The organism is Actinomyces sp. Marseille-P3109 (assembly GCF_900323545.1).
Taxonomy (GTDB): domain Bacteria; phylum Actinomycetota; class Actinomycetes; order Actinomycetales; family Actinomycetaceae; genus Actinomyces.
The window spans coordinates 1,572,736-1,587,728 of sequence record NZ_OOHN01000008.1 but is presented as its reverse complement, the minus strand read 5'-3'; the positions used below and the strand labels follow the sequence as shown (position 1 = coordinate 1,587,728).

The 14,993-nt window shown below is 67.2% G+C and carries 13 protein-coding genes and 2 tRNA genes; 8 read left to right on the top strand and 7 right to left on the bottom strand.

All coding sequences use genetic code 11. The features are described from left to right. Positions 1-176: 176 nt before the first annotated feature. From BQ8008_RS07055 to BQ8008_RS07045, 3 genes are all read right to left on the bottom strand, one after another. On the bottom strand, positions 177-1,265 hold the full coding sequence (locus BQ8008_RS07055) for an LCP family glycopolymer transferase (RefSeq protein WP_108833395.1): 1,089 nt from the start codon (positions 1,263-1,265) through the stop codon (positions 177-179). Between the two features lie 161 nt (positions 1,266-1,426). Next, on the bottom strand, positions 1,427-2,380 hold the full coding sequence (locus BQ8008_RS07050) for a peptidase (protein ID WP_108833394.1): 954 nt from the start codon (positions 2,378-2,380) through the stop codon (positions 1,427-1,429). A 208-nt stretch (positions 2,381-2,588) separates the two neighbouring features. Next, a complete protein-coding gene (locus BQ8008_RS07045; RefSeq protein WP_108833393.1) occupies positions 2,589-4,775 on the bottom strand; it encodes a M13 family metallopeptidase in 2,187 nt (728 codons plus the stop codon). Between the two features lie 98 nt (positions 4,776-4,873). On the opposite strand from BQ8008_RS07045, the gene BQ8008_RS07040 reads away from it, so the two are divergent. The 3 genes from BQ8008_RS07040 to BQ8008_RS07030 all read left to right on the top strand — a co-directional run bounded on the left by BQ8008_RS07040 (position 4,874) and on the right by BQ8008_RS07030 (position 7,905). Continuing rightward, positions 4,874-5,386, top strand: a complete 513-nt coding sequence (locus tag BQ8008_RS07040; protein ID WP_108833392.1) for a ribose-5-phosphate isomerase — start codon at positions 4,874-4,876, stop codon at positions 5,384-5,386. A gap of 14 nt (positions 5,387-5,400) precedes the next feature. Next, on the top strand, positions 5,401-6,426 hold the full coding sequence (locus tag BQ8008_RS07035) for an Fpg/Nei family DNA glycosylase (RefSeq protein WP_108833391.1): 1,026 nt from the start codon (positions 5,401-5,403) through the stop codon (positions 6,424-6,426). A 180-nt stretch (positions 6,427-6,606) separates the two neighbouring features. Then, a complete protein-coding gene (locus BQ8008_RS07030; protein WP_108833390.1) occupies positions 6,607-7,905 on the top strand; it encodes an alpha/beta fold hydrolase in 1,299 nt (432 codons plus the stop codon). A 55-nt stretch (positions 7,906-7,960) separates the two neighbouring features. Here BQ8008_RS07030 and cysE read toward each other — a convergent pair whose 3' ends face one another. The 3 genes from cysE to BQ8008_RS07015 all read right to left on the bottom strand — a co-directional run bounded on the left by cysE (position 7,961) and on the right by BQ8008_RS07015 (position 10,925). Beyond that, entirely contained in the window at positions 7,961-8,536 is a 576-nt protein-coding gene (gene cysE / locus BQ8008_RS07025; protein WP_108833389.1) for a serine O-acetyltransferase, read from the bottom strand. Between the two features lie 125 nt (positions 8,537-8,661). Then, a complete protein-coding gene (cysK, locus tag BQ8008_RS07020; RefSeq protein WP_108833388.1) occupies positions 8,662-9,591 on the bottom strand; it encodes a cysteine synthase A in 930 nt (309 codons plus the stop codon). Between the two features lie 548 nt (positions 9,592-10,139). After that, positions 10,140-10,925 (bottom strand): IMPACT family protein, encoded by a 786-nt coding sequence (locus BQ8008_RS07015; RefSeq protein ID WP_108833387.1) that lies wholly within the window; start codon positions 10,923-10,925, stop codon positions 10,140-10,142. Between the two features lie 155 nt (positions 10,926-11,080). Here BQ8008_RS07015 and rpmF point away from each other — a divergent pair, with 155 nt between their 5' ends. The 5 genes from rpmF to tig all read left to right on the top strand — a co-directional run bounded on the left by rpmF (position 11,081) and on the right by tig (position 13,407). After that, positions 11,081-11,245, top strand: a complete 165-nt coding sequence (rpmF, locus tag BQ8008_RS07010; RefSeq protein ID WP_108833386.1) for a 50S ribosomal protein L32 — start codon at positions 11,081-11,083, stop codon at positions 11,243-11,245. Positions 11,246-11,279: 34 nt separating this feature from the next. Then, positions 11,280-11,350 (top strand) — tRNA-Gly (locus BQ8008_RS07005). A 49-nt stretch (positions 11,351-11,399) separates the two neighbouring features. Further along, positions 11,400-11,473 (top strand) — tRNA-Pro (locus tag BQ8008_RS07000). Between the two features lie 95 nt (positions 11,474-11,568). Further along, positions 11,569-11,868 (top strand): FMN-dependent dehydrogenase, encoded by a 300-nt coding sequence (locus tag BQ8008_RS06995; protein WP_159086779.1) that lies wholly within the window; start codon positions 11,569-11,571, stop codon positions 11,866-11,868. Between the two features lie 168 nt (positions 11,869-12,036). Next, positions 12,037-13,407 (top strand): trigger factor, encoded by a 1,371-nt coding sequence (gene tig / locus BQ8008_RS06990; RefSeq protein WP_108833384.1) that lies wholly within the window; start codon positions 12,037-12,039, stop codon positions 13,405-13,407. Between the two features lie 136 nt (positions 13,408-13,543). Here the strand turns inward: tig and BQ8008_RS06985 are convergent, their stop codons facing one another. Further along, positions 13,544-14,677, bottom strand: a complete 1,134-nt coding sequence (locus BQ8008_RS06985; RefSeq protein ID WP_108833383.1) for a glycosyltransferase family 2 protein — start codon at positions 14,675-14,677, stop codon at positions 13,544-13,546. Between the last annotated feature and the right edge of the window lie 316 nt (positions 14,678-14,993).

Genomic DNA, 14,993 nt, shown 5'->3' with positions numbered 1-14,993 from the left:
TCTTCACCGGCTCGTTATCTACCGTAACGAGGAATAGGGGGAGGGTGCGGGTCTGGAGCGTGATGCCAGCCACTTTGGTAGGTGTCCTCACTCACGTGAAAAATGCGATGTTTGCGGAGGGGGGTTGTCAAACACTGCGATGACGCGGAATCGTCCCCAACTCGAGCGGAGGGCGATCAGGTGCCCGTGGGATGGCAGGTCTTGGGGGAATATCCGTATTGGGCCAGCAGCTCGCGGGACTCATGATTGGGTGAGACGACGATGGATTCGTCTCGGGGTTCCGTCGGAAGATCGATGATCGTGGTGGAGCCGGCCTTCTTGGCCTGCGACGCGTGACGCCCCAGCTCTGCCAGGTCTCTGAGACCGGTGTTCGAGTCCAGTGTGATGTTGCCGGCCACTGTATGTGCCAGCTGGTGGAGAGCCAGAGGGTTGCTGAAGCGTTTCTCGACGGCGGACAGGACCGCTTGCATCACCCTGGCGGTGGACTCGCTGCGTCGCTGGGCGCCGTCGGCCTCGCTCATGGCCACCCAGGTGCCATCGCGCAGGATCTCCGGGTGCCGGGATCGGACGAGGGCGAGTGCGTCGATGCCCGTGAGTCTGTGGGGTCCGGCGGAGGTGAGGTTCAGGCCGGTGTAGGCGTCCCGTACCGGCTCGGGGATATCCACCTCGATGCCCCCCAGCGAATCGATGATGTCGGCGAACTGGGCCATGTCGATGGTGATGAGATGGGTGGTGGGGATTCCCAGGCCGGTGCACAGGGCGTTGACCGTGTTCTGCGGTCCGGAAACGTAGGTGGTGGCCAGGCGGTCCAGCTCCCTGCCCTTGCTGTTGATGGTCAGGTCCCGAGGTAGGTTGATGACCGTGAGTCCCATCTCCGATGGGCGCACCAGGGTGATGATGTCGGCTCGTGAGCCCCCCACGTCCTGGGTGGTTCCGTACCGACTCTGCTCGCCTGGAACGGTAGCGCGTGAGTCCGTCCCCAAGATGAGCCAGGTCTCGCCCGCTGCAGAAGAGGACGTCGATGGCATCGCAATACCCACACGTTCGGGGCGGTGGGCCAGGACCGCGACATCGGCTCCCAGGGCGAGAGAGGCCGTGGCCACCGTGGCGATCAGTGCCACGGTGATCTTCCGGCGTCTGGGCCACAGTCGCGGCGCTCGGCTCCGAGGAGGTCGCCCGGATCGAGGAGGAACGCCGTCGGTGGAGCCTTCCGCATGCTCGGAAGCGGGGGAGTCGCCGGTGTGCTCGTCGCAGGTGGAGTCCATAGTCCCAGTGCCAGTCTCAGTGTCCGCCCCAGGGAGGCTTGGCCTCATACGTGGTCATCGTGTGCCGTGTGGTGCCCTAAGAAAGCCCGTCGGGGAGACGACACGGCTTGCGTGTCGTCTCCCCGACGGGAAAAAGTCCCAGTCATGCTGGGCAGGTGCTATCAGGCCTTGCGGCGACGCATGACCAGAGCGCCACCACCGATGGCCGCGAGGGCCACGGCGATACCACCGATGAGCAGGCCGTTGGCGCCGGTGCGGGCCAGCGGCTTGTTGGAGGTGGAGGCGGCCTGAGTGGCACCGGTGTTGGCGGGAACGTTCGAGCCACTGGTGCTGGGGGCGGCGGGGGTGGCAGTGCTGTCACCGTCACCGTCACCGGCGATACCGTTACCGCCGTCGGCGACGTCGGCGAGGTCGAAGGCCCCGTTCTGGACCGTGATGACCTTCTGGCTCGTGGCGCTCTCACCGTAGCGGCTGCCCTCAAGAGTCAGCAGGTACTGGCCGTCGGCCACACCGGTGGGGGCCGGCAGGGTGCCGTGCACCTTGCCCTCGGCGTCGGCGGTGATCTTGCCGATGCTGTAGGTGATGCTGGGGTCGTCCTTGCCGATGAGGGAGACGGAGACCTCCTCGTTGGCGGAGAAGCCGGTGGCGTCGACCGTGAAGGTCTGGGCCCCGTTCTCGTCGGTGTAGATCTCGAAGGTGCCGTTCACGTCGGTGTCATCGAAAACGATGGCCTCCTGGTCCTGCCCCTTCTGCTCTCCGTAGACGACGCAGCCGGCGCCGATGGACCAGCCGTCCGACGTGGCCTCGACACCGGTTGACTTGATGAGCTCAGGGAGGTCCAGGGTGGCGGACCAGCTGCCGTCAGCCGAGGGCTCAGCCTTGACGACGGTGGACATGGTGCCATCGGGGGCGTACAGGGCGATGCCGACAGCAGCGTCCGTGCCCGAGCAGCCGGTTCCGGAGACCGTGAAGGCGGTCTCCGAGGCACTGACAATGTTGGGCTGGTCGTCAGCGATCTGGAAGTTGTCGTCGGCCAGGGCGGGGGAGGCGGCAAGGGAGGCGCCGATGGCGGCGGCCGTAACGCTCGCGGCGGCCAGGGGGCGTCCAAGACGCATGAGTACTCCTAGGTGGTGCGGGGATGCAGGTGCCAACCGGTGAGCCGAGGTGTCACCGCGTCGCTGTCCACCCTAGCGTTGAATGAGAGAGGGGTCCATCGTTTTCACCGCCGAGGTGATATCCGAACTGTTATTTCGTCGTGATTCCTCTCACGAGGGTGAGCAGATGCGACGCATATGAATGCCTGTGTGTGAATCCCCGAATCCGTTACCAGATGGATACTCGTTTCTCCGGCGCGAGCCACAGAGCGTCGCCGGGCCCGACCTCGAAGGCCTGGTAGAAGGCGTCGACATTGCGCACGATTCCGTTGCACCGGAACTCGGCCGGCGAGTGCGGGTCCACTGTCAGCAGCAGCTCGGCATAGTCCGGACGGTTCTTGGAGCGCCAGATCCTCGCCCAGGAGTAGAAGAAGCGCTGCAGAGCGGTCAGCCCATCGATGACGGGCGCATCGTCCACCGAGCCGATGCCGGCGTCTGCCAGTGCCAGGGCATAGGCCTTGAGGGCAATCCCCAAGCCGCCCAGATCCCCGATGTTCTCCCCGATGGTCAGAGCGCCGTTGACGTGCGGGATCTCCGTCTCCGCCGTACCTGCGGCCTCGTGCTTGGCGGTGACGACCTCGGGCGTGTAGGCGTCGTACTGGCTGATGAGCGCATGCGTGCGCTCGGTGAAGGCGTCCCGGTCCTCCTGCGTCCACCAGTCACTGACCTTCCCGGTGCCATCGAAGGTCGATCCCTGGTCATCGAAGCCATGGCCGATCTCATGGCCGATGACGGCGCCGATGCCCGCGTAGTTCACGGCGTCGTCGGCCTGCGGGTCGAAGAAGGGCGGCTGAAGGATCGCTGCGGGGAAGACGATCTCGTTCATCGAGGGGTTGTAGTAGGCGTTGACCGTCTGCGGTGTCATGTGCCACTCGTCGCGGTCCACCGGCTTGGTCAGCTTACTCAGGGAGTAGGCCAGGTCGGCCCTCTCCACGCTGCGCACCGACGCCAGGACGTCCCCGGGGACCACCTCGACGGCGGAGTAGTCGCGCCAGCGCATCGGATAGCCGATCTTGGGGGTGAACAGTGCCAGCTTGTCCAGGGCGCGCTCCCGCGTGGCGGGGCTCATCCACTCCAGTGAGGAGATGGACTGGCGGTAGGCCTCGATGAGCCGGCCGACCAGGGCCTCCATCGCCGCCTTGTGCGACGGCGGGAAGTGGCGTCCCACGTAGATCTCGCCCAACGCCTCGCCCAGGCAGGACTCCACCAGGCCGACGCCGCGCTTCCAGCGGGCCCGCAGCTCGTCGGTCCCCTGGAGCGTGCGGCCGTAGAAACCGAAGTTCTCCTCGACGAAGACGTGCGAGAGCAGTGTCGCCCGTGCGTGAACGACGTGCCAGGCCGCCCACGCCTTGAGGTTTTCCACGTCGGTGCCCTGCCAGACCGCCGCGGCGTGGGGCAGGTAGTCGGGCTGGGTGACGATGACCTCGTCGAGGAAGGTGGTCTGCTCGATCCCGGCGGCGCGGGCGGCCGAGAGGATCCCCGTGCGCCACTCCTGCCAGGGCAGACCCGGCGCCGAGTCCACGATCTCCTGCCAGGACATCGGGTTGTTCATCTTCTCCACGTTGCGGCAGGTGACCCGGTCCCAGTGGCCTTTGGCCAGATCGGTCTCCACGGCCATGACCTGCTCGGCGAGGGCCTCGCCGGAGGCGCCGAAGGACTCGGTCAGACCTGCCAGCTGAAGCATCCGGGCCACGTGTGCCACATAGGCCTCGCGCAGAGGGGCCTGAGCCTCCTCGCGGTAGTAGGACTCGTCCGGAAGCCCCAGCCCCGACTGGCCGATCCAGCTCGTGTAGCGCTCCGGGTCATTGATATCGACCTCGACGTCCGCGCCGACAACGCCCATGAACCCGATCGGCGTCATCTCGCCCAGCACCCGGGCCAGCTCCTCCTTGGAGGCGGCGCCCAGCACCGGTGCCAGCTCCACGGCCAGCGGATCAGCCCCGAGCTCCTCCAGGTGCTCCTCGTCCATGAAGGCCGCGTAGAGGGCGCCGACACGGCCTCGGTTCGTCGCCAGAACCTGGGAGGTCGTCTCTGGAGCCGCCGCGGAGAAGCTGTCGGCAAGCTCCTCGACGATCTGGCGGCAGGCCGCCTCGGCCTCATCGCGCAGCGTGGTGAAGGCGCCGCTGCCGGGACGGTCCGCCGGGATCTCGGCAGTGGCGAGCCAGCTGCCGTTGACGAAGCGGAACAGGTCATCCTGGGGGCGAATGGAGGAATCGGTCATGGCCGTCTCCAGGACACCGGCGAGAACCGGGCCGGCGGAGTCAGCCGCGGCGTCCGGCCGCTCGCAGGACCGCGATGGTGAGTCGGTGGAAGGGCCGGAGGAAGGACCGTTGGGCATCGGCGAGGCGTCAGTCATAGCGGACACGCTAACCCGGTGTTGCCCTCCCTGACATATTGACGACGCTCACGCCCTCCTGGTGCGTACCGCTGTTCGCGTGAGGCACAATCCTGCCTATGCGCATCCATATCGCCTCCGACCACGCCGGCTTTGACCTCAAGAGCGCCGTGATCGAGCATCTGCGGGAGGAGGGCCATGACGTCATCGACCATGGGGCCCACTCCTACGACCCCGACGACGACTACCCCGCATTCTGCCTGGCCTGCGGCGAGGCCGTGGTGGCTGACGCCGGAAGCCTCGGCATCGTGCTCGGGGGAAGCGGCAACGGGGAGCAGATCGCCGCCAACAAGGTCGACGGGGTGCGCGCGGCCCTGGCCTGGTCCATTGAGACCGCCCAGCTGGCCCGCCAGCACAACAACGCCAACGTCGTCGCCCTGGGCGGGCGCATGCATGACCTGGGAGCGGGCCTGGCGATCATTGATGCCTTCCTCGCCACACCCTTCAGCGGAGACGAGCGCCATGCGCGGCGCATCGCCCAGCTCGCCGATTATGAGAGGCGCATTCACGACGGAGCCGCCCCTGCTGGAGGCCCCTCCGGCGCTCCCACTGCCACCCCGGCCGGGGCCTGAACCGGGACCGACGTATGCCGGAGGGCCACACCATCCACCGGCTCGCCGCCGCACTGGACGAGCTCTACGGTGGTCAGATGCTTCGCGCCTCCTCACCGCAGGGGCGCTTCACCGACGGGGCGAGCCGTCTGGATGGCCAGGTGCTCCTGGGCAGCCAGGCACACGGCAAGCACCTCTTCCTGCCTTTTGGGGCGCGCGCCGACATGCCCCTTGATGACGCCTCCGTCACCTGGCTGCGGATCCACCTGGGCCTGTACGGCTCGTGGACCTTCGACGGGGACCGTGAGTTCGTTGCTCCCCATGCCATCGGCGCGCCCCGTAGGCGCGTTGGTGAGCGCGGCGAGCACGCCCTCAAGGGCGGGGGAGGATCCGCCCTGTCCGGGCTGAACGGGGGAGCCGCCGACGTCGTCGATCCTCAGGAGGACCGCCGGGAGACGGGTACCTCCAGCCACACCGGTCCTGCTCCTGACGATTGGGAGCCGCCCGAGCCGCGCGGCGCGGTGCGACTGCGACTGCTCGGACAGCACGGGGTGGCCGACCTGACGGGGCCGGCCGCGTGCGAGCTGCTGGACGCCGAGGGCGTGGCCGCCGTGCGCCGCAGGCTCGGGCCGGACCCGCTGCGCGACGACGCCGATGTGGAGGCCTTCGTGGCCAAGGCGCGCTCGCGACGCAAAAGCATCGGCGAGCTGCTCATGGACCAGTCCGTCATCTCCGGGGCCGGCAACATCTACCGGGCCGAGACGCTCTTCCGGGTGGGTGTCTCACCCTTCCGGGCCGGCAACCGCGTCAGCGAGGAGCGGCTGCGCGCCATCTGGGAGGACCTGCGCCCCCTCATGCAGTACGGGGTGGCCACCGGCTTCATCACCACCGTTGACCTCGACGACGTCCCCGAACCCCTGCCGCCGGACGACTCCGAGGCCGGACGGTGGTACGTCTATCACCGTACCGGGCGCCCCTGCCTGCGCTGCGGCACCCCGGTGGTCGAGAGGGAGGTGGCGGCCCGCCGACTCTTCTGGTGCCCGACCTGCCAGGCCTGCTGAACCCGTGGAGTGCCGCCGACCCTGCAGTGACCACACAGCGGACATGGCCGGCTCCACCGACGATACGACTCGCGGACAACCCCGGAACTCTGCGGTTCTTGCTCGACGTGCGACCCCGCCACAGCGTTCATGTCCGCTGCGTGGACACCGATCGCCACTAAGCGCCACTAAGGTGACGGCATGTCGAACGCCTCGCCCCGTCTGCGCTCCTCGAGCTGGTCGTCCTCCACCGCCGGTCTGCTGACACGGGACCACCACCTGAGCGTGCCCCTGGACCGCAGCGGCCAGGCAGACCCCGCCCCCGACGGCGCATCCTCCATCACCGTCTACGCCCGCGAGATCTCAGCCGCCGGCATTGACCCGCTCTCCCGGCCCCCACTCGTCTTCCTTCAGGGCGGACCGGGCTGTGAGGCACCTCGCCCCAGCGCCGATGCCGGCCTGGGTTGGATCGGCGCCGTCCTCGAGCACCACCGGCTCCTCCTCATCGACCAGCGCGGAACCGGTGCCTCCAGCCCCGTGGACCGACCCGACGCCGCCGGCACGCCCACGGCCACCGCCCGCCTGCTCACCCACCTGCGTGCCGATGAGATCGTGGAGGACTGCGAGGACCTGCGCCGCTCCCTGGGCCTGGAGCGCTGGAGCCTGCTGGGGCAGTCCTTCGGCGGGTTCTGCGTCACCCGTTACCTGTCCGAGCACGCCGAGAGCCTCGAGGCCGTCTACATCACCGGTGGGCTGCCCGCCGTCGGGCACAGCATCGACGAGGTCTACGCCCTCAGCTATGAGGCGATGCGCGCCAAGAGCGAGGAGTACTACGGTCGCTACCCCCAGGACCGTGATCGGATGGAGCGCCTGTCCGAGCTGGCCGGCCGGGGTGAGCTGATCACGCCGGGCGGAGACATCGTCGGCCCGGAGCGTCTGCGCTCACTGGGCGCCATGCTGGGGCGGGCCGGAGGAGCCGACGCGATCCACCACCTCCTGGAGCGCGATCCCAGCTCCTGGGGCTTCCGCTACGACCTGGGGCAGTCCCTGGCCTTCGGGGGACGCTTCCCGCTCTACGCCGTCATCCACGAGTCCTGCTGGGCCGACGCCGGCACCACCGACTGGGCCGCCCAGCGCGTGCGTCCCGCAGTCTTCGACGACGACCCCACACTGCTGACCGGTGAGCACGTGCGCCACGAGGTCTTCCTGGAGGACACCGCCCTGCGTCCCTGGCTGGAGGTGGCGGACCTCCTGGCCGCGCATGAGTGGCCGACGCTCTACGATCCGACTCGGTTGAAGACCACGACGACTCCGGGCGCGGCCGCCGTCTACGCGCGCGACGTGTTCGTACCGATGGTCACCTCTTTGGAGACGGCCGCGCTCATCCCGGGCCTGCGAACCTGGATCACCAGCGAGCACGAGCACGACGGCTCGCGGGCCTCCGGAGGCAAAGTCTTCAATCGTCTGCGCGATCTGGCCGCGGGAATGATCGCCCGCTGACCCGCCCGGTCAGCGGACGATCAAACGGTCGGGGGACTGATCAGATGCAGGCCGATCAGATGTAGATGGTCGGGTCCATCATGAGCTCGGGATCGGTGCGAGGATCGCGGGCCCGGCTGGGGACGCCCACCGCGACGTGCCCCCGCGGCAGATTCTTCACCAGTACCGCGTTGGCGCCTACCTTGGCCCCGTCCTCGACGACGACCGGCCCCAGGACCTTGGCGCCGGCGCCGATCTGGACGTTGTTCCCGATGGTGGGGTGCCGCTTGCCCGGGCTCATGGACACCCCGCCCAGGGTGACTCCGTGGAATATGAGGACGTCATCGCCGACTTCCGCCGTCTCGCCGATCACCACGCCCATGCCGTGGTCAAGGAAGAACCGCTCGCCGATCGTGGCGGCCGGGTGGATCTCGATACCGGTGAAGTTGCGGGCGGCCTGGGACAGGGCGCGCGCCGCGAATCGGTGCCCCTTGTGCCACAGCTTATGGGCGGCCCGGTGCGCCCACAGGGCATGGACGCCCGGGTAGAGGAGCGCCACCTCCACGTTGGAGCGAGCGGCGGGATCGCGCTTGCGGGCCGTGGCCAGGTCCTCACGTGCCAGGTCCAGAAGGGACCGTTTGGAGTTGTGCATGATGTGCTCCTCTGATGGGTGACGGTGCGGCCCAGGTTGGCTTGTCGGCCTTCACCTCACCCGCTGCGCCGGTGACAACACCGACGGCGGCCCGCCTGTTCCCAGGAGCGCCGCCGTCGGAGCCGTCAGTCGAGGTAGTCCTTGTACAGGGGCGTGCTCAGGTAGCGCTCACCGGTGTCCGGCAGGACGGTGACGATGGTCTTGCCCTCCAGCTCGGGGCGCTTGGCCAGCTCGCTGGCAGCGGCCAGGGCGGCACCCGAGGAGACCCCCACAAGGAGGCCCTCCTCCGCTGCGGCACGGCGGGCGTAGGTGATGGCGGTCTCCGAGTCGATGTGGAGGAGCTCATCCCAGATGCCCTGGTCGAGGATCTCGGGAACCACGTTGGGGCCCAGTCCCTGGATCTTGTGGGGTGCGGCCTTGCCCTCGCTGAGCAGCGGGGACTCGGAGGGCTCGACGCCGTAGATCTTGACGCCGGGCTTCTCCTGACGCAGCACCTGGCCTACGCCGGTCAGCGTCCCTCCGGTGCCGATGCCGGCCACGAAGGCGTCGATGTCGCCCCCGGTCTGCTCCAGGATCTCCCGGGCCGTGGTCTCACGGTGGACCTTGGGGTTGGCGGGGTTGGAGAACTGGGAGGCCAGGATCGAGTTGGGGGTGGCCGCCTGGATCTCCTCAGCGCGCTTGACCGCCCCGGCCACGCCGCCCTCGGTGGTCAGCACCAGCTCGGCGCCGAAGGCGCGCATGATCGCCCGCCGCTCCTTGGACATGGTCTCGGGCATGGTGATGATGACCTTGTAGCCCAGGGCGGCGCCCACCATGGCCAATCCGACGCCGGTGTTGCCGGAGGTCGCCTCCACGATGGCGCCTCCGGGCTTGAGAGCGCCGGACTCCTCCGCGGCACGGACGATGGACAGGGCGATGCGGTCCTTGACCGAGGATGCGGGCTCGAAGGCCTCGACCTTGGCCAGGACGGTGGCGGGTGCACCATCGGTCACGCGGTTGATGCGGACCAGAGGGGTGTTGCCGACCAGCGCGGTGGCGTCGGATGCGTACGTCATAGTGGTGTCCTTCGGGTTGCGGGTTGGATGAGCCCTCAGCGCCGGTGCCGGCGCGAGACGAGGCGATGCCGGGCCCGTGAGAGCTCGTGAGAACGAAAAAAGATGAGGGAGAGACGGTCCGCGTCCGTCAGGGAGCAGCCGTGTTGCGTTCAACGAACGGCTGAAGCAGCAGGGGTCGCCGCCTGCTCCGGGAGCGCCGGGCATGCGCGCAGCGGTACGCGCACAGATCTCGTGGCCTGGCGCCCTACCGACACCGGCAGCAGCAACACATGGGCACGAAGAATGCAGTGGACGCAGGGGACATGGTGCGCATGACGGTCATGGCCATCATGGGTCCTCCTGTCCTCGGGGCGGGTGACGACGCCTGCCCGCGTCTGAGCTGCTTGTGGCTGCTTGCCATCTGGCCCGGGGCGGGTTCGAAGCCCCGGCCGTTGCCGAAACCCTACCCCGAGTTCCGGGGAGAACCGCAAATTCGGGGGTCGGCCGTGTCACATTCCGGTCATGTCCCGGTCGCGTCGCGGTCTCCTCCGGCTCGGGTCGCAGGCATGTCACGCCGGCAGCGGCACGGGTACCTCGACCAGACAACTGCCGGCGGGCTCGGCAGCGCCTTCACCCCGGGTGAGGGAGGCGAGCGGCTCCTGCAGCAGGGAGGGATCAGCACTGGACGTGGACAGGACGAGGACCGCGTGGGTCGGCCCCCAGATCGTCTCCTCCACCCGGATGGCCGACGTGACGCCGAGACCGCTGCTGGTCCCAGTCGGTCCGGCCGCCACGGCTCTGTCCCGGGAACGCAGATCGGCCTCGATCCTCCCGGCCTGGGCGACCGGGACTCTCAGGTCCCACAGGTGACGCCGGGTCAGGATGACGCGTGAGGCCCGCTCCAGCGCCTGGGTGGTGGCCTCCGAGTAGGCGCGCACCAGCCCGCCGGTCCCCAGGAGCGTCCCGCCGAAGTAACGGGTGACGACGACGGTCGTGTTGGCCAGCCCCGTTCCTCGTAGTACCTCGAGCATGGGCTGGCCCGCCGTACCGGAGGGCTCGCCGTCGTCGTTGGAGCGCTCAGCCGGCTGGGGCGGAGCCGACAGAGACACCGGAGTCTGAGCATCCGAGAGATCGGTGACCGTCATCGCCGAGCAGTGGTGGCGCGCGTCGGGGTAGGTGCTACGCAGGCGCGCGATGAACTCGCGGGCCTCGTCCATGGAGTCCGTGCGGCAGGCGCGCGCCAGGAAGTGGGACCTCTTGATCTCCAGGTCGATCTCGGGCTGGTCGCCGTGAGCCAGCGTCAGCAGGCCAGAGGTTGTCTGAGACGGGTGGCTGGAAGATGCGGGCAAGGCCATGGGACGATCCTCGCATGAGGGAACGCGGGACCGATGTCACACGGCACGATATGGCGATGGACTGGAAGCGGCTGCGCCAATGTCGTTATGGTGTCCCTCGGTCCAGTTTCGAGGGGTCATCCGATCCCTGTGGTTTATGAGAGAGGAGCGGGCCCATGGCAGTGCCGAAGCGGAAGATGTCCCGCAGCAACACCCGCAACCGCCGCTCACAGTGGAAGGCCAAGCTCGCTGAGCTCAACACCATCCGCGTTCAGGGCCGCGAGATCTCCGTGCCCCGCCGTCTGGCGCGGGCCTACAAGGAGGGCCTCATCGAGCAGTGAGGCTGCCGGTGGAGGGTGAGGACCCTTCATCCATGCGGGTGTAGCTCAATGGTAGAGCCTCTGCCTTCCAAGCAGATTGCGCGGGTTCGATTCCCGTCACCCGCTCTGTGAGCCGAAAGGGGCCGCCTCCTCGGCGGTCCCTTTCGTCACGTCACGGGCTGTGGCGCAGTTTGGTAGCGCACCTGCTTTGGGAGCAGGGGGCCGCGGGTTCAAATCCCGCCAGCCCGACTCTTCATCCCGAGGGCGATCGTGCCGTGCGGGCGAATGCTGGCGCCGGGCGAGCGCGCGGGCGCAACCGCGGGACGGGGCTCTACGCTGAGGGCATGCCCTCGTATCGATCGATTCTCACGGTGTCCATGCTCAAGGCTGGGCACGATCCCGGGGACGTCGAGTCCGCCGCACGGGTCGCCGTGCGCCGGACGACCGTTCTGGAGGCCTTTCAGGTCGACGTCGTGCGCGGTGAGCCTCGGGTGACGGTCCGTTTCACGGGTTCTGACGACGCCGAGGCCCGAGGCGTGCACGCACGCGTCGTCGAGGCGATCGGCTCGGTCGCGCAGATCGAGGGGGCCTGGCCGGCCATCGTCGTCGGAGGACGGAGCGTGCCGATAGGGGAGAGGCCGTGACGGACGATGACCCTGTGTCCAGAGTCATGCGCCAGGTACGGACGCATCATCGATCCCACTGGCCGTTTGCCCTAAGATGGCACGGATTGACGCCACAGACGCGCGTCCGCCGAACACCTCCGAACGCTTCGGTGTTACCGCAGAACTCAGACCTTGGGAGCAACCCCCGTGAAGACCACTGTCGAGAATCTTGACCCCAGCCGCATCAAGCTGACCGTCGAGGTCCCCTATGAGGAGCTCAAACCCAGTCTTGATGCCGCCTACAAGGAGATCGGCTCCCAGATTCAGGTTCCCGGCTTCCGCCGCGGCCACGTCCCCAACCGGGTCATCGACCAGCGGGTCGGCCGCGGAGCCGTCATCCAGGAGGCCGTCAACAATAAGCTCTCCGACTTCTACCGGGACGCCATCACCGAGGCCGAGCGGGTCCCCATGCTCCAGCCCGAGGTCGACGTCGTCGAGCTGCCCAACGCCACCGGTGAGAACGGAGGCCAGCTCGCCTTCACCGCCGAGGTCACCGTCCGCCCCGTCATCGAGCTGCCGGAGCTGCGCAATACCGAGCTGACCGTCGACGCCGTCGAGGTCACCGATGAGGACGTCGACTCCGAGCTGGACAACCTGCGCGCGCGATTCGGCTCCCTGAAGTCCGTGGGCCGCAAGGCCAAGACCGGCGACTTCGTCACCATCGACCTCAAGGCCGTCATCGACGGCGAGGAGGTCGACTCCATCTCGGGCGTCTCCTACGAGATCGGCAAGGGCAACATGCTCAAGGGCCTGGACACCGCCCTGCGGGGCCTCAAGACCGACGAGTCCGCCACCTTCACCACCGAGCTGGCCGGTGGTGAGCATGCGGGTGAGGAGGCGGAGGTCACCGTGACCGCCACCGCCGTCAAGCAGCGCGAGCTGCCCAAGGTCGACGACGAGTTCGCCCAGCTCGCCTCCGAGTTCGACACCGTCGAGGAGCTGCGCGAGGACCTCGTCAAGCAGGTCACCGAACGCAAGACCGGCGAGCAGGCCGTGGCTGCCCGCGACGCCCTGCTCGAGCATCTGCGCGGCGAGATCTCCTTCGATGTCCCTGAGGCCGTCGTTGAAGCCGAGATCGCCCAGCACCTCCGGGCCGAGGGCAAGGAGGGCGATGAGGAGCATGCCAAGGAGATCCGCGAGGACATCGTCACCGGCGTGCGCGACCAGATCATCCTCGACGTCCTGGCCGAGGACCTCGAGATCGGCGTGGCTCAGGATGAGCTCCTCGAGTTCCTCTTCCAGACCGCACAGCAGTACGGCATGGAGCCCGCCCAGTTCCTCCAGGGCGCCCAGCAGGCCGGGCAGATCCCGGCCTTCGTCTCCGAGGTCGCCCGTAACAAGTCCCTGGCCATGGCGCTGCGCCAGGCCAAGGTCGTCGACTCCAAGGGCGAGGCGGTGGACCTGTCCGCCTATATCGGCTCCGATGAGGACGACGCCGCCGCTGCCGCTGAGGCTGCTGCCGTTGCCGCCGCTGAGGTCGCCGACGAGGACGGGGCCGACTCCGACTCCGCCGAGTGAGCCACCTGACGCAGTCGCGCCACTGAGGCGGGGCTGCTGCAAACCGGTGGGGCCCACCTTCTCTTGAGGAAGGTGGGCCCCACCGGTTTTGTCCTGTCCGTGACGGTGGCTCGTCGGCGTCGGCGTCGCAGCAGGATCAGCTGGCGGTCACGAGCTCCGTGCGCTTGGGACGAATGACTCCGAAGTTACGCTCAGGAATTGCCATTTTGAAATAGTACGCCACCCCAATGGGCACCACGATAAGACTGACGAAGAGGCAGTAGAAGGGCTGGAAGATGAGCCACTTGTTCCCGTGGTCCCAGTGCAGCCACACGATAGCCGTGTAGTAGATGAACAGGGCCAGTAGAAGCGTCCAACCGGGATGAACCACGGCAATCCACCTGAGCGCGAACATACTGATGACCACGATGCCGCTGTACAGCCACAGGAAGGGGTGCTGGAAGACGAACCGAAAATTGATGATGAAGAGCCGGAAGGATCCACCACTCCAGGCGATCCGCTGGCGCCACCAGGCGTACAGCGTGTCTGGGGCATTGGTGTTGACGTGCGCAAGAATATGGACCGCCTTGTATCCCAGTGCATCTCCGATGATGCCGGCCTCGATGTCATTGCCCTGGAAGAACAACGAGTGACGAGCCATGATCTGGCGCATCACGTCGGTCTTGCCGATATGAAGGGCGCCGCTGAGCAGCCACGGCATGATCCTGCGGGCGCGCATCGAGACCACGTACTCGTGACGCTGCATCTGAACGATGAAGGGGCCCTTCTTCTGGGGGACGATGGTGACTGAGGCGAAGTCGGCCTTGTGTGCCACCAGTGCACCAACGATGCGGGTCAGGGACTCCTGTGCCGTGGTGTCAGCGTCAAGGCACACCGTGTAGGAGTTGAGTGGGGCGGCCAGCAGGGCGTCGCGAACGATGGTGTCGCGGGTGATGCCCGAGGTGCTCCGCTTGCGGCCTACCTTCCGCGGAACGTATTCGCTCCTGAAGATTCTGAACCCGTAGCGAATGGCGATGTCCTCAAGGTCGCGGTAGAACTGCTCGGACTCGCCGGAGGTCGTGCACAGGACCACCCGATCGCCATAGGGGTGCAGGTAGTCCGCGTTCTGGAGGTACTTGACGTTGCCGTAGATCGGTACCAGGACACTGAAGTCATCGGAGATGATGCTCGGGTCGAGTTCCACCGCCTTGTACCATTTTGACGTGATACCGGCCCATATATCAATTCCGATCCAGAATAGGATTCCCACCAGAAGGGTAATGACGATCATGCGGCGGTCCTCTCTGGTGCATGGAATTGTGTGGGCTTGCTGGACACGGGTAACCCCTTACTGGGTGGTGCGGCAGGCGGAAGACGATGCGGACGGGAGCGGCGGAATTATTGAAGGGTAAAAGAATGTGGTGTGATCGCGGCGAGAAGTGCGGCTTTAGGTTGTCATGCGGACAGGTCTTCTCTTGTTCTCGAGGCGGTTAAAATCGATGGTGCCACGCTTGTCCGGCCTATGCCACGGTGTGGGAAGCGAGTCACGCCAAGATCTCGGGCACCCACAACCTAACTGTCGGAAGGTTTAGTTTTCCTACAAAGGT